At 68.1% G+C, this 18,645-nt stretch carries 14 protein-coding genes and 1 pseudogene; 1 reads left to right on the top strand and 14 read right to left on the bottom strand.

The features are described 5' to 3' along the window. Positions 1–39 precede the first annotated feature (39 nt). From AC5WJ1_RS19375 to AC5WJ1_RS19355, 5 genes are all read right to left on the bottom strand, one after another. A complete protein-coding gene (locus tag AC5WJ1_RS19375; RefSeq protein ID WP_133095383.1) occupies positions 40–1,281 on the bottom strand; it encodes an NAD(P)/FAD-dependent oxidoreductase in 1,242 nt (413 codons plus the stop codon). A 78-nt stretch (positions 1,282–1,359) separates the two neighbouring features. Beyond that, positions 1,360–1,743 carry a nitrite reductase small subunit NirD gene (nirD, locus tag AC5WJ1_RS19370; protein WP_133095411.1) on the bottom strand — a complete coding sequence of 128 codons (384 nt, stop codon included), beginning with the start codon at positions 1,741–1,743 and terminating at the stop codon, positions 1,360–1,362. Positions 1,744–1,769: 26 nt separating this feature from the next. Continuing rightward, entirely contained in the window at positions 1,770–4,331 is a 2,562-nt protein-coding gene (gene nirB / locus AC5WJ1_RS19365) for a nitrite reductase large subunit NirB (RefSeq protein WP_494476908.1), read from the bottom strand. 125 nt (positions 4,332–4,456) lie between these two features. Further along, a complete protein-coding gene (locus tag AC5WJ1_RS19360) occupies positions 4,457–5,776 on the bottom strand; it encodes a NarK family nitrate/nitrite MFS transporter (RefSeq protein WP_133095381.1) in 1,320 nt (439 codons plus the stop codon). Positions 5,777–6,112: 336 nt separating this feature from the next. Continuing rightward, on the bottom strand, positions 6,113–6,583 hold the full coding sequence (locus AC5WJ1_RS19355) for a winged helix-turn-helix transcriptional regulator (RefSeq protein ID WP_133095410.1): 471 nt from the start codon (positions 6,581–6,583) through the stop codon (positions 6,113–6,115). A gap of 90 nt (positions 6,584–6,673) precedes the next feature. Between AC5WJ1_RS19355 and AC5WJ1_RS19350 the strand changes: the two genes are divergently transcribed. After that, positions 6,674–7,264, top strand: coding sequence for a GNAT family N-acetyltransferase (locus AC5WJ1_RS19350; protein ID WP_494476907.1), 591 nt, complete (start codon positions 6,674–6,676; stop codon positions 7,262–7,264). A gap of 14 nt (positions 7,265–7,278) precedes the next feature. Here AC5WJ1_RS19350 and AC5WJ1_RS19345 read toward each other — a convergent pair whose 3' ends face one another. The 9 genes and pseudogenes from AC5WJ1_RS19345 to AC5WJ1_RS19305 form a co-directional block, all read right to left on the bottom strand. Further along, positions 7,279–8,091 carry an EamA family transporter gene (locus tag AC5WJ1_RS19345; protein WP_494476995.1) on the bottom strand — a complete coding sequence of 271 codons (813 nt, stop codon included), beginning with the start codon at positions 8,089–8,091 and terminating at the stop codon, positions 7,279–7,281. 268 nt (positions 8,092–8,359) lie between these two features. After that, complete coding sequence (locus tag AC5WJ1_RS19340) at positions 8,360–10,186, bottom strand: efflux transporter outer membrane subunit (RefSeq protein ID WP_494476906.1); 1,827 nt, start codon at positions 10,184–10,186, stop codon at positions 8,360–8,362. Between the two features lie 38 nt (positions 10,187–10,224). Continuing rightward, positions 10,225–12,186 (bottom strand): glycosyltransferase family 2 protein, encoded by a 1,962-nt coding sequence (locus AC5WJ1_RS19335; protein ID WP_135703684.1) that lies wholly within the window; start codon positions 12,184–12,186, stop codon positions 10,225–10,227. 2 nt (positions 12,187–12,188) lie between these two features. Continuing rightward, positions 12,189–13,550, bottom strand: coding sequence for a hypothetical protein (locus AC5WJ1_RS19330; RefSeq protein WP_218959729.1), 1,362 nt, complete (start codon positions 13,548–13,550; stop codon positions 12,189–12,191). A gap of 44 nt (positions 13,551–13,594) precedes the next feature. After that, complete coding sequence (locus AC5WJ1_RS19325; protein WP_135703685.1) at positions 13,595–14,998, bottom strand: HlyD family secretion protein; 1,404 nt, start codon at positions 14,996–14,998, stop codon at positions 13,595–13,597. Between the two features lie 530 nt (positions 14,999–15,528). Further along, positions 15,529–16,656, bottom strand: a pseudogene (locus tag AC5WJ1_RS19320) (MFS transporter); the annotation flags it as partial. Next, on the bottom strand, positions 16,605–17,228 hold the full coding sequence (locus AC5WJ1_RS19315; RefSeq protein WP_494476905.1) for a twin-arginine translocation signal domain-containing protein: 624 nt from the start codon (positions 17,226–17,228) through the stop codon (positions 16,605–16,607). The gene AC5WJ1_RS19315 and the pseudogene AC5WJ1_RS19320, both read right to left, overlap by 52 nt. A 262-nt stretch (positions 17,229–17,490) precedes the next feature. Continuing rightward, a complete protein-coding gene (locus tag AC5WJ1_RS19310; RefSeq protein ID WP_135703688.1) occupies positions 17,491–18,183 on the bottom strand; it encodes an intradiol ring-cleavage dioxygenase in 693 nt (230 codons plus the stop codon). 34 nt (positions 18,184–18,217) lie between these two features. Beyond that, the gene (locus tag AC5WJ1_RS19305; RefSeq protein ID WP_133095371.1) at positions 18,218–18,427 is read right to left on the bottom strand and encodes a hypothetical protein; all 210 of its coding nucleotides are present in this window, start codon (positions 18,425–18,427) and stop codon (positions 18,218–18,220) included. Between the last annotated feature and the right edge of the window lie 218 nt (positions 18,428–18,645).

Here is an 18,645-nt window from a genome sequence, read left to right as displayed (position 1 = left end):
CGTTCTCCGTGCGGGGGCGTTATATGGCTTTGGTAAGGCTCAGGCAGCGAGCGCTTCGCACTGCGCCTTGCCGAACAGCAGGCGCTGGCGCAGCGCGCCCACCGGCGTGCGGCGCTGGATCATGTCGAAATACCACGGCCCGTCCTGCACGTCGCCGTACAGCACGGCGCCGACCAGGCAGCCGTCCTGCAGCACCAGGCGCTTGTAGACGCCGCGGCGCGCGTCGCGCAGCACCAGGTCTTCGGAGCCTTCCGCACCGATGAAATCGCCGGCGGAATACAGGTCGACGCCGGTCACTTTCAGTTTAGTCGCGGTGGCCTGCTGCACGTAGCGGCGATGGCCGGCGCCGGCGAGATGGGCGGCGCACACGCGCGCCTGATCCCAGATCGGCGCGACCAGCCCGAAGGTGGCCTGGCGATGCTGGACACACTCGCCGACGGCATAGATGCGCGGATCATAGGTCTGCAGCGTGTCGTCGACGACGATGGCGCGTTCGCAGTGCAGGCCCGCGCCGGCGGCGAGTTCGATATTGGGGCGCACGCCCGCGGTCATCACCACCAGGTCGGCGGGGATTTCGCTGCCGTCCTTGAAGCGCACGCCGGTGACGCGCTCGGTACCGAGGATCTCCGCGGTCTGCGCGCCCAGCAGGAAGCGCAGGCCCTTGCGTTCCAGCGCGCCCTGGAGCAGCGTCGCGGCGGGCTTGTCGAGCTGGCGTTCCATCAGGCTGTCGGCCAGGTGCACCACGGTCACGTCCATGCCCTGGCGCAGCAGGCCGTTGGCAGCTTCCAGTCCGAGCAGCCCGCCGCCGATCACGACCGCGTGGCGGTGATTGCGCGCGGCATGCAGCATGGTCTCGACGTCCTGGATGTCGCGGAACGCGATCACGCCTTCGAGCTGGTGTCCCGGCACCGGGATGATGAACGGCTTGGAGCCGGTGGCCAGCAGCAGGCGGTCATAGCGCACCTCGCGTCCCGAGGCCGAGCGCACCACGCGGCGCGGGCGATCGATCGACACCACGGGGTCGCCGGCGAGCAGCTCGATGCCGTTCTCGTCATACCACTCGCGCGTGTTGAGCATGATGTCCGCCACCGTCTTCTCGCCAGCCAGCACCGGCGACAGCAGGATGCGGTTGTAGTTGCCATGCGGCTCGGCGCCGAACACCGTGATGTCGTACAGGTCCGGGGCGAGCTTGAGCAGCTCCTCGACGGTGCGCATGCCGGCCATGCCGTTGCCGACGACGACCAGGCGCGGACGGGCCTGGGTGGAATCGGACGGCGTCATGCCGGCATCTCCGGGGCTGGGCGTGAAGGCGGTGGTGAGCATCGGGGGGCGCGACCAGGAAGTTGGATAAAGGGCGGATCAGGCGGCCAGTTCTTCCTCGGCCTCGCGCATTGCCACGCTGGCGGCAACCCACACCTTGCCGTCGTAGACGCGCGCGCCATAGGCGTTGACCGACTGCTCCGGCGCTTCCAGGCATTCGCCGGTGCGCAGGTCGAAGTGGTGCTTGTAGATGGGCGAGGCCACCACCAGGCGCTCGCCCAGGTTGCCAACCAGCCCGCGCGACAGCACCGCTGCCTGCGAGTTGGGATCGAAGTTATCGATGGCATAGACCTCTTCGCCGCGGCCGATGCGGAACACGGCGATCTGCTTGTCGTCGACCAGCGCGCATACACCAGTATTGGGCACGATATCGCGAACGGTGCAGACCGCGGTCCAGGTGTCGGGATGGTGGGGATGGCTCATCACGTTCTCCTTGAATGCTTGCACGATCAGGCTGCTTTTGCGGGCACGGCGACCACGGGAATGTGGCCCAGCCGGGAGCGCTGCAATTTCCGTTCCTCCGGCGTGGCCGGGCGGATCTGGCCGCGCTCTTCGATGAAGACCAGGTTGTCGTCGCGGCGATCGCTGTTGACGAAATGGCGGAAGCGCTTGCGCGTCTCGGGATCGGTCACGGCCTTCTTCCACTCGTCTTCGTAGGTGCCGACCACGTGCTGCATCTCGGTCTCCAGCTCGGCGGCGATGCCGAGCTTGTCGTCCAGCACCACGGCCTTCAGGTAGTCCAGGCCGCCTTCGAGGTTGTCGCGCCAGACGCTGGTGCGCTGCAGGCGGTCGGCGGTGCGCACGTAGAACATCAGGAAACGGTCGATGTAGCGCACCAGCGTGTCGTGGTCGAGGTCGCTGGCCAGCAGTTCGGCGTGGCGCGGCTTCATGCCGCCGTTGCCGCACACGTACAGGTTCCAGCCCTTTTCCGTAGCGATCACGCCGACGTCCTTGCCCTGCGCCTCGGCGCATTCGCGCGTGCAGCCCGATACGCCGAACTTGATCTTGTGCGGCGCGCGCAGGCCCTTGTAGCGGTTCTCCAGCTCGACGGCGAGGCCGACCGAGTCGCCCACGCCATAACGGCACCAGGTCGAGCCCACGCACGACTTCACCGTGCGCAGCGCCTTGCCATAGGCATGGCCCGATTCAAAGCCCGCGGCGATCAGCTCTTCCCAGATAAAGGGCAGCTCCTCGGCGCGCGCGCCAAACAGGTCGACGCGCTGGCCGCCCGTGATCTTCGTGTACAGGCCGTACTTCTTGGCCACCTGGCCGACGGCGATCAGGCCCTCGGGCGTGACTTCGCCGCCCGGCATGCGCGGCACCACCGAGTAGGTGCCGTCCTTCTGGATGTTGGCCAGGTAGTAGTCGTTGGAGTCCTGCAGGCTGGCGTGCTCTTCCTTCAGCACGAATTCGTTCCAGCACGAAGCCAGGATGCTGCCCACCGCCGGCTTGCAGATGTCACAGCCCATGCCGCTGCCGTGCGCTTCCAGCAGCGCGTCGAAGGTCTTGAACTTGCCCACGCGCACCAGGTGGTAGAGCTCCTGGCGCGAGAACGGGAAGTGCTCGCAGATGTGGTTGTTGACCGCCATCCCTTGCTTCTTCATCTCGGCCTTCATGATCTGCGTGACCAGCGGCACGCAGCCGCCGCAGGCGGTGCCGGCCTTGGTGCAGCTCTTGAGCGCGCCGATGCTGGTGGCGCCATCGCACACGGCGCCGCAGATCTCGCCCTTGGAGACGTTGTTGCACGAGCAGATCTGCGCGGTGTCAGGCAGGGCGTCGGCGCCCAGCGCCGGCTTGGCCTTGCCGCTGCTGTCGGGCAGGATCAGGAATTCCGGCGACTCCGGCAGCTCGATCTTGTTGAGCATCATCTGCAGCAGCGTGCCGTACTCGCTGGCATCGCCGATCAGCACGCAGCCGAGCAGGTACTTGCCGCAATCGGACACCACCAGCTTCTTGTAGACCTCCTTGCGGTCGTCGCTGAACTGGTAGATGCGCGCGCCCGGCACGGTGCCGTGCGGGTCGCCGATGCTGGCCACGTCCACGCCCATCAGCTTGAGCTTGGTGCTCATGTCGGCGCCGCCGAACTCGGCCGCCTCGCCGCGCAGGTGGCGCGCGGCCACGCGGGCCATGTCGTAGCCCGGGGCCACCAGGCCGTAGATCTTGCCGTCCCACAGCGCGCATTCGCCGATGGCGTAGATGTCCGGGTCGGAGGTGCGGCAGTTGTTGTCGACCGAGATGCCGCCGCGCGCACCGACTTCCAGGCCGGTGGCGCGCGCCAGCTCGTCGCGCGGGCGGATGCCGGCCGAGAACACGATCATGTCGGTGTCCAGATGCGTGCCGTCGGCGAACACCATGCGATGCGTGCCGTCCTCGCCGTCGACGATCTCGACGGTGTTCTTGCCGGTGTGCGCGGTCACGCCCAGGCCAGCAATCTTCTGGCGCAGCATGCGGCCGCCGCCTTCGTCGACCTGAACCGCCATCAGGCGCGGCGCGAATTCCACCACATGCGTCTGCAGGCCCATGTCGCGCAGCGCCTTGGCGCACTCCAGGCCGAGCAGACCGCCGCCGACGACCACGCCGGTCTTCGAGCGCGCGCCGCATTCCTGCATCGCTTCCAGGTCTTCGATGGTGCGATAGACGAAGCAGTCCTTGCGGTCCTTGCCCGGCACCGGCGGCACGAACGGGTAGGAGCCGGTGGCGAGGATCAGCTTGTCATAGGACAGGGTCTCGCCGGTGGAGACCTTGACCGTGCGCGCGGCGCGATCGATCTCCACCGCACGGGCGTTCAGGCGCAGCAGCATATTGTTGTGCTGCTCGAAGAAGCCCGCCGGCACCAGCGACAGGTCTTCGGCCGACTTGCCGGAGAAGAACTCGGACAGGTGCACGCGATCGTAGGCGGGACGCGGTTCTTCGCACAGGACGGTCACTTCCAGGTTGTCTGCGCCGGCTTCCGCCAGCGATTCCAGGAACTTGTGACCTACCATGCCGTGGCCGACGATGATCAGTTTCATGATGCTTTCCTTGTCCGGTAGTCAGTCTTTGCTGCTTGTGGTGCTTGTGGTGCTTGTAGTGCTTGAAGTGCTTGAAGTGCTTGAAGTGCTTGTAGTGCTTGCAGTGCTGTGGGGCGATACCAAATTCAGTTGGCCAGCGCGCTGTCGTACAGCGCCTGTTCGCGGGCCTTGTGCTCGGCGCTGAAACGGATGGCGATGGCGCAGACGGCGGCGATGGTGGCCAGCACGCCCAGCACCGTCAGCGTCTGCTGCACGTTGCCCAGGCCCTTGAGCATGAAGCCCGCGGCCACCGCGCCGACGTTGCCGCCGGCACCGATGATCCCGGCCACGCCGCCCAGCGCCTTGCGATCGATAAAGGGCACCAGGGCGTAGGTCGCGCCGCAGGCCATGTGGGTGAACAGGCCGAACATCAGCATCGCGACCACGGCCATGGCCACGTTGCCGGCCTGTGCGAACCACAGCAGGCCCAGGCCTTCGCCCAGGATCAGCACGAACAGCAGCGTGGTACGCGCATCCAGGCCGCGGCGGCGCGCCGCCTTGTCCGACAGCCAGCCGCCCAGTGCGCGGGCGAACAGCGCCAGCAGGCCAAAACTTGCCGCGGCCATTCCTGCGGCCTTCAGGCTCAGGCCGAACTGGTCGACGTAGTACATGGCGGCGATGTTGTGGATGAAGATTTCCACGCCGAAGCACGCGCCGTAGGTGATAAACAGCAGCCACACACGGTAGTTGGCGCTGGCGGCGCGGAAGCTGGCCCAGCCACCGCCCTTGCCGCCATCCTTGCCGCTGATAGCGATGCCTTGAGCGCGCAGGTCCGAGTAGTTGCCTTCCGGGCAATCCTGGGTGAAGCGGTAATAGACCACTGCCATCGCCAGCATCAGCACGCCCGGCACCAGCAGCGCGATGCGCCAGCCGAAGGCGTGATCCGCACCCATCATCAGCACGGCGGCCAGCAGCAGCGGCATGATGGCCTGCGCGGCGCCGCCGCCGGCGTTGCCCCAGCCGGCCGCGGCCGCGTTGGCGGTACCGACCACGTTGGGCGCAAACATCACCGAGGTGTGGTACTGCGTGATGACGAAGCTGGCGCCGACCGCGCCGATCAGCAGGCGGAACACCAGGAAGGTCTCGTAGTTCTGCGCCAGCGCCACGCCCAGCACGGGCAGCGCGCCCAGCGCCAGCAGGCCGGTATAGGTCTTGCGCGGGCCGAAGCGGTCGCACATCGGCCCGATCACCAGGCGCACCAGGATGGTCACGGCCACCGCCGCGATGTTGATGTTGGCGATCTGGCCCGGGGTCAGGCCGAACTCGCCCTTGAGCACCGGCATCAGCGGCGCGCAGGCAAACCACGCGAAGAAACAGACGAAGAACGCCATCCAGGTCAGGTGGAAGGCGCGCATCTGCGGGGTGCTCAAGCTCAGCAGCTCGATGCGGGTGGCTTTGCCGGTCATCGTCACTTGCTCCAAAAAAAAACAAATGGCGTCCCGCGAGCCGGCACATCGATGGTCTGATGAGCCAGTTCAGGGGACGCCGTTGTCCTGACAGCCGCTACATGGGATAGCCGCTGCGCTGTGTGGGATGGGCCGGTCGCCGTTGACGGGCCCGGACCACATTACGCAAGGGGTGTGCCAGAACGCGAAGTGACGGTGAATGGGGGTTTGGAGCGCGCAGTGGCGCCGGCGGCAAGCCCCGATGCGCTGTGCTGGGGCGGTTGGCGGACCGCCGGCACAGTCATGGTGCAGTGCGGTGTGCCGCGCCGGTGCGGCGCAGCAAGGGACGGCAGCGGGTTATTGCTTGCCTTCGGTGCGGCGTGGAGCAACGGGAACGACCTGCATGTCGCGCGGAGACACCAGCACATTGTCCTCGTCGACCAGCGCCGCGCGCACCAGCTTGCCGCTGGACTGCGAGCGGATCTGGACCGGGCCTTCGCCGCAGGACGTCATGTGCCTGTCGCCCCATTGCATCAGGCCGATCAACACCGGCAACAACTCGACGGCGGCGCGCGTGGGGCGGTACTCGAAGCGCTCGCGTTCGCCGGGCTCGCGGTAGCTGACCTTACGCAGCAGGCCGGCTTCGGTCAGCGTCTTGAGCCGTGCGGACAGCACGGCCGGAGAGCATTCGAGCCGCCGCAGGAACTCGTCGAAGCGCGTGACGCCGTGGAATACGTCCCGCAGGATAAGAATCGTCCACTTTTCACCGACCAGCGAAAGCGTGGCGGCGATCGAGCATTGGCGGAGGTCAGACGCGGTGGCGTTCATCATGCCGGAAGCTTAGCATGCTGACTTCATTTGCAAAAGTCAGGTTATTGCCTATACTCTGACTACGAATAGTGTATTCAGGGGTATGGCATGACAGGCAGGAGCCGATCGACGACAGCGCACGCAGCCAGCGAACCACTGGCAGAAAGCTGGCCGGTGGGCCGGGGTGGGCAGGTGATGGTGCGCCGCACGCACGAGCAGGATCGCGGCGCGTTGCGCGCCATGATCGATGGACTGTCGCGTGAAAGCCGCTACTTCCGCTTCCTGACCGGTGGGCGGGTGGTCGACCAGGTCGTCGACGGGCTGGCCCGGCCCGCGCCGGGCAGCGTGGCGCTGGTGGTAGTCGCGCCCGACGCGCAAGGGACGCCGGCGATCGTCGCCAGCGCCGAATACGTCGTGACCGGCCGTGTCGCCGAATTTGCGGTGGTCGTCGCCGATGGCTGGCAAGGGCAGGGCCTGGGCCGGCGCCTGATCACGCGGCTGCGCGACCATGCCCGCGCGGCTGGCTTGCGCGCCATGCGCGGCGACGTGCTCAGCGAGAACCGCCGCATGCTGGCGATCCTGCGGGGCCTGGGCTTCAGCAGCCGGCGCAATCCGGAGGACAGCTTCCTGCACGAAGTCTCGATGACGCTGCGGGAGGAAGCGGGCAGCGTGCCGGCGGACTGGTTCGGCGCGTACTGAGCGCTACGCCAGGCTCAGCCGGCATCGCGCTTGCCGCGCGAAGTCGCCGTGCAACCGACCGAAGCGGTGATGATGCTGGCGATCGCCAGCCACTGCAGCGGGCTCAGCTGTTCATGCAGGAACACCAGCCCCGCCAGCGCGCCCATGGCCGGCTCCATGCTCAGCAGGATGCCGAAGGTGCGCCGGTGCAGGCGCTTGAGCGCCACCATTTCCAGCGAATAGGGAATCGCACTGGACAGCACGCCCACCGCCAGCCCCGCCAGCAGCAGCGGCGGGCTGAGCAGCGCGCTGCCGGCGTGCGCCACCCCGAACGGCAGCACCACCAGCGCTGCCATGGTCAGTCCCAGCGAGGTAGCCTGGCCGCCGTGCGCGTTGCCGGCCTTCTGCCCGAATACGATATAGAGCGCCCAGCCCACGCCGGCGGCCAGCGCGTAGCCGATGCCGACCGGATCGAGCGTGCCGGCCGCCTTGCCAATCGGCAGCAACAGCAGCAGGCCCGTTACCGCGCACGCAATCCACAGGAAGTCGATGGCGCGCCGTGACGACAGCACCGCCACTGCCAGCGGCCCGGTGAACTCGATGGCAATCGCCAGCCCCAGCGGTACCGTGCGCAGCGACATGTAGAACAGCAGGTTGGTCGCGCCCAGCGCCGCGCCATACAGCGTGATCGCCTCCGCATTGGCGCGCGTCAGGGGGATGCGCCACGGCCGCCATACACACAGCAGGATCAGGGCCGAGAAGCTGACGCGAAGCGCCGTGGTGCCTTGCGCGCCGAGCGCGTCGAACAGATGCTTGGCGAACGACGTGCCGACGCATAGCGAGGCCATCGAGCCGGTCAGGGCCAGGACAGCAATAAGGGTCGAGCTTTTTCCGGAGGTGGTGTGCGGCAATTGGAGTCCTGGGGGAACGCTCGCGTCTGGTGCGCGATGCAGCCGCATCATGCGGCAAGTTCCTCCAGGGCGCCATATACAGGTTTTGGTGCGCGGCGCTGTACAGTTGTTCCGGCCCGCGCCCGCGCTCGATGGCTATGCACCGCCTTGCGCGCGTAGTCGGGGGCAGCGCCCCGGCAACTCTGCCAATCTGCCGCCGTGCCGTTCAGCGTGGCGCTGCAGGTGCTGGAGCTGGAGCTGGAGCTGGAGCTGGAGCAGGTGCAGGTGCAGGTGCAGGTGCTGGTGCTGGTGCTGGTGCTGGTGCTGGTGCTGGTGCTGGTGCAGGGGCCGGTGCAGGGGCCGGTGCAGGGGCCGGTGCGGCTGCCGGTGCCTGCGCCTGCGCCTGCGCCGCACGTGGCGCTGCAGCTACCGGGACCGGTGCTTGCGCCGGGCGTGGCGCTGCCGCAGCCGGCGCCCGCGGCGCGGCCGGTGCCGCCGGTCCGGGTGGCGCAGGGCGGGCGCCATTGCCCCCGTTGTCCGTTACCTCCCGCCAGCCGCCGCCGAGCGCCTTGTACAGCGATACCCGGCTGGTCAGCCCCGCCAGCTTGTACGTGACCAGCGACTGTTGCGCGGCATAGAGCTGGCGCTGCGCATCGAAGACGCCGAAGTAGTCATCGACCCCGTTCTTGAAGCGCATCTCCGACAGCCGCCGCGTCTCGCTGCCTTCGCGCACCAGCGCTTCCTGCGCCTTGACCTGGCGCTCGTAGGTCGCGCGCGCCGCCATGCTGTCGGCCACTTCGCGGAAGGCGGTCTGGATGGTCTTCTCGTAGTTGGCCACGTTGATGTCCTTGCGCACGTTGGCGGCATCCAGCCCGGCACGATTGCGCCCGCCATCAAAGATCGGCACCGTCAGCTGCGGCGCGAACAGCCAGGCCATGCCGCCGGAGAACAGCCCCGCCAGGCTGGTGCTGGCCACGCCCAGCGCGCCAGTCAGCGAGATGCGCGGGAAGAACGCCGCGCGTGCGGCGCCGATATTGGCGTTGGCGGCCTTGAGCTGGTGCTCGGCGTCGAGGATGTCGGGGCGCCGCGTCAGAAGGCTCGATGGCAGCCCCTCCGGGAACTCTTGCATCAGCGTGCGCGGCTCGAGCGGGTCTGCCGCCGCGCCCGCGGCCGGGTTGCCCCCCTCGGCGATCGACTTCGGCAACTGGGTGCCGACCAGCAGTGTCAGCGCGTTCTCGTCCTGCGCCACCTGCCGCGTGTACTGTTCCACGCCGACCTGCGCCGTCTGCACCTGGGTTTGCACGCGATGCTGGTCCAGCTGCGCCATCGCGCCCGCCTGGCGCCCGCGCCGCACCATTTCGGCCGCTTCCTGCTGCGTCTTCAGCGTGTCCTGCGACAGCCGCAGCAGCTCGCGGTCGGCGCGCAGCGTCAGGTAGGCGTTGGCAACCTCCGCCACCAGCGCAATCTGCGCGCTGCGGCGCGCTTCCTCGGTGGCCAGGTATTGCTCCAGCGCCGCATGCTTGAGGCTGCGCACCCGGCCGAAGAAATCGAGTTCGAATGCGGTGAAGCCGATGCCGGCGTTGTAGGTGGTGATCTGCTGCGACTGGCCCGGCGCACGCACCCGCGACGGCAGGCGCTGCGACGCCATGCCGGCATTGGCCTCCACCGTCGGGAACTGCGCCGCGCGTTCGATCTGGTAGAGCGCGCGGGCTTCGTCGATGGAAAGCGTGGCTATGCGCAGGTCGCGGTTGTTCGCCAGCGCGAGTTCGATCAGCTGGCGCAACTGCGGGTCGAGGAAGACATCGCGCCAGCCGAGATCGGCGGCGGAAGGCCCGGGCGGCTGTACCGCCTGAGCACGCTGGCCAGGCTGGCCGGCGGCGGCCTGCGGCGTGCGGTAGGCGGCGCCATCCGGAAACGCCGAAGGGATCGGCGCGTCGGGCCGCTGGTATTGCGGCTCCAGCGTGCAGGCTGCGAGCGCCAGTGACAGCGCCAACACCGAGGCGCGGGGCAGCAAGCGTTGTGCAGGGGAGGAGTGGCGGCTCAGGCTTCGCATGAAGGGTTTCCGGAGAGTCAGGGAAAGGCAGTCTTTGTTTAGCCCAGCAGCGCGCGCCGCATGAAGCGCGAGATCGCCAGCCGCGGCTGGCCCTGGCGGGCAATGTTGTGCGCGGGATCGCTGAACAGCAGGCGGATCAGGCTGTGACGCGCCGCCATGTCGGCATGCAGCGCGATGCCAAGCAACTGGTTATCGCGCCGTACCACGCGACATGGAATCCAGCCGGTCTGCGCCAGCCACAGCGCGCCTTCGGCGCCAGGGTGGAAGGCGGCGGCCAGCGGCGTCGTCACGGCCACGCCGTTGCAGGACAGGTCGTGCGTGGTGACGCGGTATTCGCGCCCGTCCACGCGCAGCAAGGCCGCGGCGCGATGCGGGAAACGCTCTTCCTTGCGCGGCCGCGGCAGCTCCACGCAGACCAGGAACGAAGCCAGGTAGAGCATCAGCGCCACGCCCGTCCATATCGTATTGAAGGCCAGCCCCTGCGCATCGGCATCGACCACCAGCGCGCGCCCCAGTCCCAGCGCCGATAACGCCAGCAGGCTCGCGTACAGCGCCGCGAACTTGCCGTGGATCACCAGCTTCGAACGGTCCAGTCCCTTGTTGGTGACCTTGAACGGCCGCCCGAACGGCTTGAACATCGCGCTGACCAGCGACACTGTCACCGCCAGCGACGCGACGATCTGCGTGACTTCGGTAAAGATCGGCAGCGCGCGCTGGCCGGTGATCCAGATGCTGTAGGCCCAGTACGCCACCAGCGCGGGCAGGCCGTAGGCGAGGAATTGCAGCGGCTCGCCGTACAGCGTGGAGACGCCGAAATACCAGTACAGCAGCGGCCCCGCCAGCAGCATCAGCGTGAACGGCCGCGACATCCAGTGCAGCAGCCCGTGCACGTAGTGCAGCCGCTGCACCGCGGTGTAGCCGGGACCGCGCAGCGGCCCGTCGGAGGTCAGCGCCACCTGCACCGTGCCCAGCCCCCAGCGGCTGCGCTGGCTGATGTACTCGGGCAGCCCTTCGGCGGACAGTCCCACGCTGAGCCGCTCGTTGAGCCAGCGCGTGATATAGCCGTGCCGCAGCAGCCGGTAGGTGAGGTGGATGTCTTCGGTCACGGTGCCGGTCGGGAAGCCGCCGATGTGTTCGATCAGGTCGCGCCTCACCACGAACGAGGTGCCGATGCAGAACGCGGTGCCCCACGCGTCCTTGGCCGGCTGCATCACGTCGAAGAACGCGCGCTGCTCGTCGACCCAGCACTCGGTGGCGCGCAGGTTGTACTGGATCGGGTCAGCGTTGTAGTAGAACTGGGGGGTCTGCACCACGCCCACGCGCGGGTTGTCGAACAGGCCCACGGTGCGCAGCAGGATGTTGCGGTGGGGCGCGAAGTCGGCGTCGAGCACCAGGATGTACGGCGCGCCGCCGGCTTCGGCGCTGTGGCGCAGGCCGTTGTTGAGATTGCCGGCCTTGGCGTGCGCATTGTCCGGGCGGGTCACGTAGTAGGCGCCGACGCGGCCGCAGAATTCACGCAGCCAGTCGCGGCGCGTGTCGTCGAGCACCCAGACGCGAAAATCGGGATAGTCGATCGCCAGCGCCGAAACGATGGTCTTCTCCAGGATGTCCAGTCCTTCGTTGTAGGTGGCGATGAAGATGTCCACGCGCGGCACGTGTGCGGCGCGGCGCAGCGCGGATTCGCCGGCGTCGGCCGCGGGCGAGTGGTTGCTGTTGCGGCTGAGCACCACGATCGACAGCAGCGTGTAGGCCAGCGTCATGCACTCGAAGGCGAAGAACACATGCGCCCATGCGCTGGCGAAGGTCGGCTGCCATGGGGGCAGCGTCTCGCGCACGCGCCAGGTCACGTAGACCATCAGCAGCAGGAAGGTGATGCCGCCGAACAGCATGCGGTCAGCCGGCCGCTCCTGGCGGCACAGCAGCGTCAGCAGCACCATCGCCAGCAGCACGCCGCCGTTGATGGCCAGCAGCGACTGGTTCTCGAGAAAGAGGGTGAACATCGTCAGTCCTTGCCGGGGGCGTTGGTGTTGGTGGCGTTGGTGGTGCCGGTATTGGCCGCGGCGATGGCAGGCGGCGGGCACGACGGGTCCAGGCAGCCGCCGGGGCGGAACGGATTCCAGCGCGCTGCCGCGAGCACGGCCCACGCGGTGGCGCCAAGATGCGGCAGGTGGAAGTAGTGGAAGTCTTCGGTGGTCGACGTGGGCCCGATCGACAGCCCCGTGCTGATGCGCGCATCGGGCGTGGCGTAGAGCATGCCCGAGGGAGCGCGCTGCGACAGCAGCAGCGGCCACAACGGCTGCGCCTGTTGCGCGCGGCCAGCGGCCTGCAGCACCAGCGCGGCCTGGCCGGTGCCTTCGGTCCAGATGCCGTCCGGGCTGGCCTTGAAGCCGTAACCCGCGCCGGCGCGATGGCGTGCATCGACCCAGCCCAGCGCGCGGTACCAGTCCCGCGGCGTATCGGGCAGGGCGATCAGCGGCCACAGCACGGCATCGAGTGCGGACGGGCCGGCATTGAGGCCGCGGCCGTCGTCCTTGGTGCCGATCACGAAGCGGCCCTCGCGCGGCTGCCACATGGCATTGACAAAGCCGCGCGACAGCGCCGCGCCGTCGCGCCAGCGCGGGTCGTTGCGCAGGCTGGCGAGCCAGCTGAAGGCGGCATAGGTATCGACGTTGTGCTCGGTCGATTTCCAGCCCTGGCGGATCTGCCTGGGCTCGTGGCCGAAGAAACCGCCGGTATAGGCCGCGGGCGCACCGGTATCGGGCACGCTCGCGTGGACCCAGCCCATCAGCGCAGCGGCGCCGTCCAGGTAGCGTGCGTCGCGCGTGGCTTCGTGCACGGCGAGCAGCAGCAGGGCGGCCCAGGCGACGTTGCCGGTGGCGGTGCCGGCCTGGTAGGCGTCCTCGAACCAGCGCTTGCTGGGCTCGTCCCACCAGCCGGGCAACGGTGCCGGCCCTGCGGGCAGCGGGCCGGCGCGATAGGCGTTGCGCAGCCGTGCGTCGCGATAGTGGCGGTCCTGCCGGCTCGCCTGCAGCACGGCGTCGGCGATGCGGCGCGCTTCGGCGGGACGCTTGCACGCCACCAGCGCGATGCCGGCCAGCGCGTTGTCGTAGACGAAGGCGGCGTTGCGCAGCGCCGGCACCAGCGGCTCGCCGCCCGGTGCGGGCTCATAGCTGGCGAGGAAGACCGGGCCGTTGCCGGCTTCACGGCCGACACGCTCGGCCAGTACCTTGCAGCCTTCGGCCAGCAGGGTTTGCTGCGACGCCTGCGCATGCGCGGCGGCCGGGGCGAGTGCGAGCGCTGCCGGCAGCAACAGTGCAGCGGCTAGCCGGCGCATGCGCGGTGGAGGCAACGGTGGTCGGATCATGCTCGTCTCCGTGGTGTCCGTTCAGGCCCGTTCAGGTCGGTGGCTCAAGTCAGCGATGCCCGCAGCTGCCCCAGCCAGCTTTGATCAAGCGTCACGCGTGCCCAGCGGCCCATGCCGCAGTGGCCCGAGGTCGCCGGTGCGGTACCGCCCGCGCTGGCCGTGGTCGCCGATGCGGCCGCATTCGGCTTGTCCGGCAGCTTGCCCAGCGGCCGGTCGAGCTTGGCGATGACGTAGATCTCGTTCTTCTCGATCGGCGGGAACGGCACGAAGTAGCGCGCCTGGTCGCCGTCGGGCGCGCGCGGCAGGACCTCCGCCACCGATGCCGGCAGCGCCGCCGGCAGTCCGTCGACATGCACGTTCAGGCGCGCCCCCGGCAACAGGTTGTCGCTGAGGCTGCGCGGGAATACCGCCACCACGCGCGTCTGCGCGCAGTTGCTGGCGCGTGCCAGCGTGGCGCCCGCTGCCACGCGCATGCCGGGTTGCGCGATCAGGTCTTCGATGGTGCCGGCCTCGGTCGAGCGGATCTCAAGGTTGGACAGCCGGTCGATGCGCTGCTGCTCGGTGGCGAGCAGCTCGTCGACTGACTTGCCGTACGCCTCGAGTTGCTCCAGTTCGGCGGTCAGCTGCGCGGATTCGGCGCTCAGCGCCTGGCGCCGCTGCGACAGAGAAGCGCTGGGGCCGTCCGCCGACGAGGCATAGACCTTGTTGCGCGACGCTTCGCTTTCGCCGACGGCGCTGTCCAGTTCGGCTTTCACCGCGGCCTTGGCGTTGGTAAGCATCGACAACTGGTAGCGCGATGCATTGGTGTAGGCCTCGCTCACCGCGCCTGCCCACTGCATGTTCTGGTTGCGGTTGACGACCTCCTGCTGCTGGTCCTCCTGCGCGGTGGCCGACGCCAGCCGCGCCTGCAGCGCACGCACGCGCGTCGCATGCTCGCGCTGCGCGGCGCTGTTGTAGCGCTGCAGGTCCTGCTCGGTGGCGCCCATCAGCCGGCGGTTCGATTCCAGCCGCGCCCGCGCGGAATCGTAGCGCTGCTGCGTATCGAGCTTCTTGCCGGTCAGCTCGACCAGCAGCGAGCGGTCGATGTTCGGGTTCTGCACCACCATCAGCGGCTGGTTGGCGGTGAAGCTCTGGCCCGCTGCCACCTTCTGCTGCATGACGATGCCTTCGACCGGCGAGGTCACCAGGCTGACGGGACTATTGATCACGGCACGCTCCGACGAACGCGTAAACACATTCGGAAACATAATCGTCAGCACCGCCCACACAATGAACAGCACCACGCCATAGCCGGCCATGCGCGGCACGATATGCCACAGCGGTATGGCGACCGGCTGCTGGCGCTGGACCACCCCGTCACCGTGCGGCTGGCGTTGCGATGCGGGGGCCAGCGTGTTACGCGGCGGGTGTGTGGAAGGCGGAGGTGGGTTGTTGCGCTGGTCGGCCATGGTCGTTGTTCTCCGGCAAGCAAGTCAAAAGCGTCCCTTCCGGCTGCACGCAACGCATGCCGGAAGAGCAAATTCGCAGGCAAGCGCGTGGCGTCGCGCAAGAGCTGTCGCGCGATGCCCGGGCCTGCTAGTCCCCAATTCAGCTTGTTGTCTGCAGCACGCGCGCTGAGGCAGTCAGCCGCTGCGGCGCACTTTGCATCGGACCTCGGTCCGGTCCGTGGATTTGCCCGGTCTGTTTCGGGCAGCGTTGAACAATGGCCGATCGCTGCTGCGAGCAGCAAGGCGATGGCCACGAGGTGGCAGCCTGTTGACGCTAAGATTCATGCACTCAGGCCGCCGCGCGTGAGTTAAGGCTAGTCAGTTGCCCCTTGGCTTGCTGTAAGAATGTGTAAGGGGAGGTCCTAGTCCTGCTTAATACGGCCTTCATAATGGCAGTTGCGACAGCAAGACGCGACGGGCGCGCGCAGGGGCCGGGAACGTTGTCTGGCGCGGGCTGCAGACTTTCGGACAGGCGCTGACTAAGCGCTGGCTTACCGTTGCGGGTGATCATCCGCAGCAAGCGGCGGCGCGACTTGTTCCAGCGGACGCCGTTCGGCATCGATGCCATAACGCAACGCCAACAGGCCAGCGATGGTGACGAGTGCCGCACCGAGGCCATAGCCCGCTGCCACCGCCTCGCGGCTGCCGCTCTCGATCAACGCACCCAGCAACAATGGCGCGATAAAGCCACCGGTGCCCGTGCCGAGGGCGTAGAACACCGAGATCGCGAGGGCACGCATTTCCAGCGGGAACACTTCGCTGGCGGTGAGATAGGCGGAACTCGCTGCCGCCGAAGCCAGGAAGAACACGGCCGACCAGCACAACGCCTGCGCGCGCGCATCGAGCCAGCCTTCGACAAAGGCCCAGCCGGTCAGCGCCAGCCCGATGCCGGCAAGCACATAGGTCGCGGCAATCATGCGCCGGCGTCCGATATGGTCGAACAGGGGGCCCAGCAGGAAGGGCCCGGCGGCATTGCCCAGCGCGAACGGGAAGATGTAGAGCGCCACACTCGCTTCCGGCACGTGGTAGAAGCGCGTCAGCACCAGCGCATAGGTAAAGAAGATGGCGTTGTAGAAGAACGCCTGCGCCACCATCAGCGCCAGCGTGATCGTGCTGCGCTGGCGATAGCGCCGCAGCAGCAGGCGCAAGACCTCGCCCACGCCGGGGGCAGCGCGCGGGCGCATCGCGACCGCGGCGCAATCGGAAGCAACCGGCGGCAGCGGCCCATGGCTCGCGCGCACCTCGGCTTCGATCGTGGCGACCACGCGCTCGGCTTCCTCCAGACGTCCGTGCGTGGCCAGCCAGCGCGGACTCTCGGGCACGTGCCGGCGCACCAGCACGATCGCCACTGCCAGCAGCGCGCCCAGCGCAAAGCAAGCGCGCCAGCCCCATACCGGCCCAAGCACGCGCGCATCGAGCAGCAGCAGGCTCAGGCCCGCGCCCAATGCCGCGCCGAGCCAGAAGCTGCCGTTGATCGCCAGGTTGACGCGCCCGCGCACGCGCGCGGGGATCAGTTCGTCGATGGCGGAATTGATTGCCGCGTATTCGCCGCCTATGCCCAGCCCGGTCAGGAAGCGGCAAGCGGCAAAGAAGGCAAAGCCCGGCGCGAACGCGGTGGCTTGGTGATTGGCTTCTTGAACCAGCCCAGCGGCTGCGTCGGCATCGGCCCGTACAGGAACGAGACCACGTCGAGGTTCAGGCTGCGGTAGATCTCTTCCTGCAGCTGCTTGCCGCCGCCGTACTTGTGCCAGGCCAGCAGCATGTTCGGATCCATGCCCCAGGCGGGGCCGGAGCCCCACAGCGCCAGGGCGGAGTTCTTGCCGTACCAGTACGCGATCACGCCGTGGCCGCCGTCGAGGGTGCCCTTGCTGACGGCATCGATCAGGTCGAACGCCTTGACCACCGCGCCGGCGGGCAGCAGTTCGATCTTCAGGTCGCCGCCCGACATATTGTTCACCTTGGCGACGAAATCGCCGGCAAACTCGTGGAAGATGTCCTTGGTCGGCCATGTGCTCTGCCAGCGCATGGTGATCGGGCCCTGTGCCTTGACGACCGCGGGGAATCCCATTGCCGCAGCGCCGGCAGCTGCCCCGGCGGCGCCGCCGAGAAAGCCGCGCCGCGAGACGCCACCCCCGCCGCCAGTCTCCGCAGCAGCCTGCTTCGCCTGCGTTTTCCTCGTCCTGGATGCCATGATTGCCTCCATGTGTGGGTGGATGACCGCGAGCGCCGGCCATGGGCCGAGGCAGCTCGCCACTGTCTTGAACACCGGAAAAGTCGGGAAAATCGGGAAAGCGCTGGACCAGGAGGCTGCGCTCGCGCTGCGCAGGGTGGCCCTTGATTCCCTTCATGGTAGGAAATGGACAGAGAACCACAATGTAGGGATTACCCGGGCGGTGAGGGCTGGCTCACTTTGGCGTTGCAGCGCGGACGCCGATGCGGCATTGCCGCAAGATTCAGGCGCGCACAATCCCTATCGTGAACTCCCCCTCGAGCGCGCCGCCGGCTTCCCCGGGCTGGTTCACGCGCACAGTGCTGGGTCTGCTGCCGGCAATCGGATCCCCTGTGGTTGGGCGCGTCGGCACGCCATGCGCGCGGTAGGCAGGGTGGCTGCCTAGCACCTGGCGGCTGAGCGCATCGTCGAAATACAGCTGGCTGGTCAGGACTTCCGCGTGCGCCAGCAGCACCTTGAAGTGGATATGGATGGCGCGCGACGGATACCAGCCGGGATAGATCGTGGTGAACGTCGCCACGCCGTCGGCGCCGGTGGGCTGCACGCCGCGCAGGTAGCGGGTTTGGCGATTGGTGGCGCTCTCGCCGCTGTAGCTGCCACTGGCGTCGCAGTGCCACACGCTGACCAGCGCGCCCTGGACGGGCGCGCAGCCGCGCCGTGCCTCGACCACGCGCAGCCGCAGCCGCAGCGGCTGGCCGGGGCGGCCGTCGCGGATGTCGGCGCGCAGCAGCGCGTCGTCAAGGTAAAAGGGTCCTTCGGTTGCCTCGGGGGTGAGCAGGCACGCTGCCGGCGCCTGCGCTCCTGCGGTGCCGGCGCCGACGAGCGCGAGCAGGCCCGCAAGTTCTTGCAGGAAGCGGCGGCGCGCGGTGTCGGAATGGGCTGTCCCGACAATACCGGCGGCAGGGCGCACGTCCATGTGGGTCAGCCGGTTGGGTGATGGGCGGGACGCCTCAGCGTCCCATGGCTTTCAGCATCGAATAGCCGTGGCTGGTGATGCGCGGTTCCTGCCGGCAACCGTGCAGGACTTCCAGCTGGACCAATTGTTTTTCGACCAGGGCCTTCAGGTCGGTGGGATCTATCTGGCGGGAATCGCTCGAATCGAGGGAGTCGGGGCCGTCACTCAATAGCAATAGCGTGGCAAATTCATGCGGGCTCAGCACGTTCATCTCCTTGGCTAGAGGGGGCGTTTGCTGGGAGTCTGCAGGGCGCACGCGGCGCCCGCGCGAAGAAGCGCGCCGTGGAGACCCTGGCACGTGCGGCCGTGCGTGCTGCGTTGCGGCACGAATGCTGCAGCGCGGTGCCCGGTGGCATGTCCGGTCTCAAGCGGCTAGCTTGTTTGACGGCACCGGTGGCGCACGGTTCCTTGCCAGTACTTGCC

The sequence above is a fragment of the Cupriavidus sp. MEYA8 genome (genome assembly GCF_059278825.1).
Note: the sequence above shows the minus strand (reverse complement) of the source record. Positions and strands in the feature narration are given on the sequence as shown.

Bases quoted from the DNA above. Each gene is read 5' to 3' on its own strand.
- AC5WJ1_RS19310 (WP_135703688.1), bottom strand. From the start codon at position 18,183: ATGGACGTGCGCCCTGCCGCCGGTATTGTCGGGACAGCCCATTCCGAC.
- AC5WJ1_RS19330 (WP_218959729.1), bottom strand. From the start codon at position 13,550: ATGATCCGACCACCGTTGCCTCCACCGCGCATGCGCCGGCTAGCCGCT.
- AC5WJ1_RS19360 (WP_133095381.1), bottom strand. From the start codon at position 5,776: ATGACCGGCAAAGCCACCCGCATCGAGCTGCTGAGCTTGAGCACCCCG.
- AC5WJ1_RS19350 (WP_494476907.1), top strand. From the start codon at position 6,674: ATGACAGGCAGGAGCCGATCGACGACAGCGCACGCAGCCAGCGAACCA.
- AC5WJ1_RS19340 (WP_494476906.1), bottom strand. From the start codon at position 10,186: ATGCGAAGCCTGAGCCGCCACTCCTCCCCTGCACAACGCTTGCTGCCC.
- AC5WJ1_RS19335 (WP_135703684.1), bottom strand. From the start codon at position 12,186: ATGTTCACCCTCTTTCTCGAGAACCAGTCGCTGCTGGCCATCAACGGC.
- AC5WJ1_RS19315 (WP_494476905.1), bottom strand. From the start codon at position 17,228: ATGGCATCCAGGACGAGGAAAACGCAGGCGAAGCAGGCTGCTGCGGAG.
- nirB (WP_494476908.1), bottom strand. From the start codon at position 4,331: ATGAAACTGATCATCGTCGGCCACGGCATGGTAGGTCACAAGTTCCTG.
- AC5WJ1_RS19345 (WP_494476995.1), bottom strand. From the start codon at position 8,091: ATGGCCTCGCTATGCGTCGGCACGTCGTTCGCCAAGCATCTGTTCGAC.
- AC5WJ1_RS19325 (WP_135703685.1), bottom strand. From the start codon at position 14,998: ATGGCCGACCAGCGCAACAACCCACCTCCGCCTTCCACACACCCGCCG.
- AC5WJ1_RS19375 (WP_133095383.1), bottom strand. From the start codon at position 1,281: ATGACGCCGTCCGATTCCACCCAGGCCCGTCCGCGCCTGGTCGTCGTC.
- AC5WJ1_RS19355 (WP_133095410.1), bottom strand. From the start codon at position 6,583: ATGAACGCCACCGCGTCTGACCTCCGCCAATGCTCGATCGCCGCCACG.
- nirD (WP_133095411.1), bottom strand. From the start codon at position 1,743: ATGAGCCATCCCCACCATCCCGACACCTGGACCGCGGTCTGCACCGTT.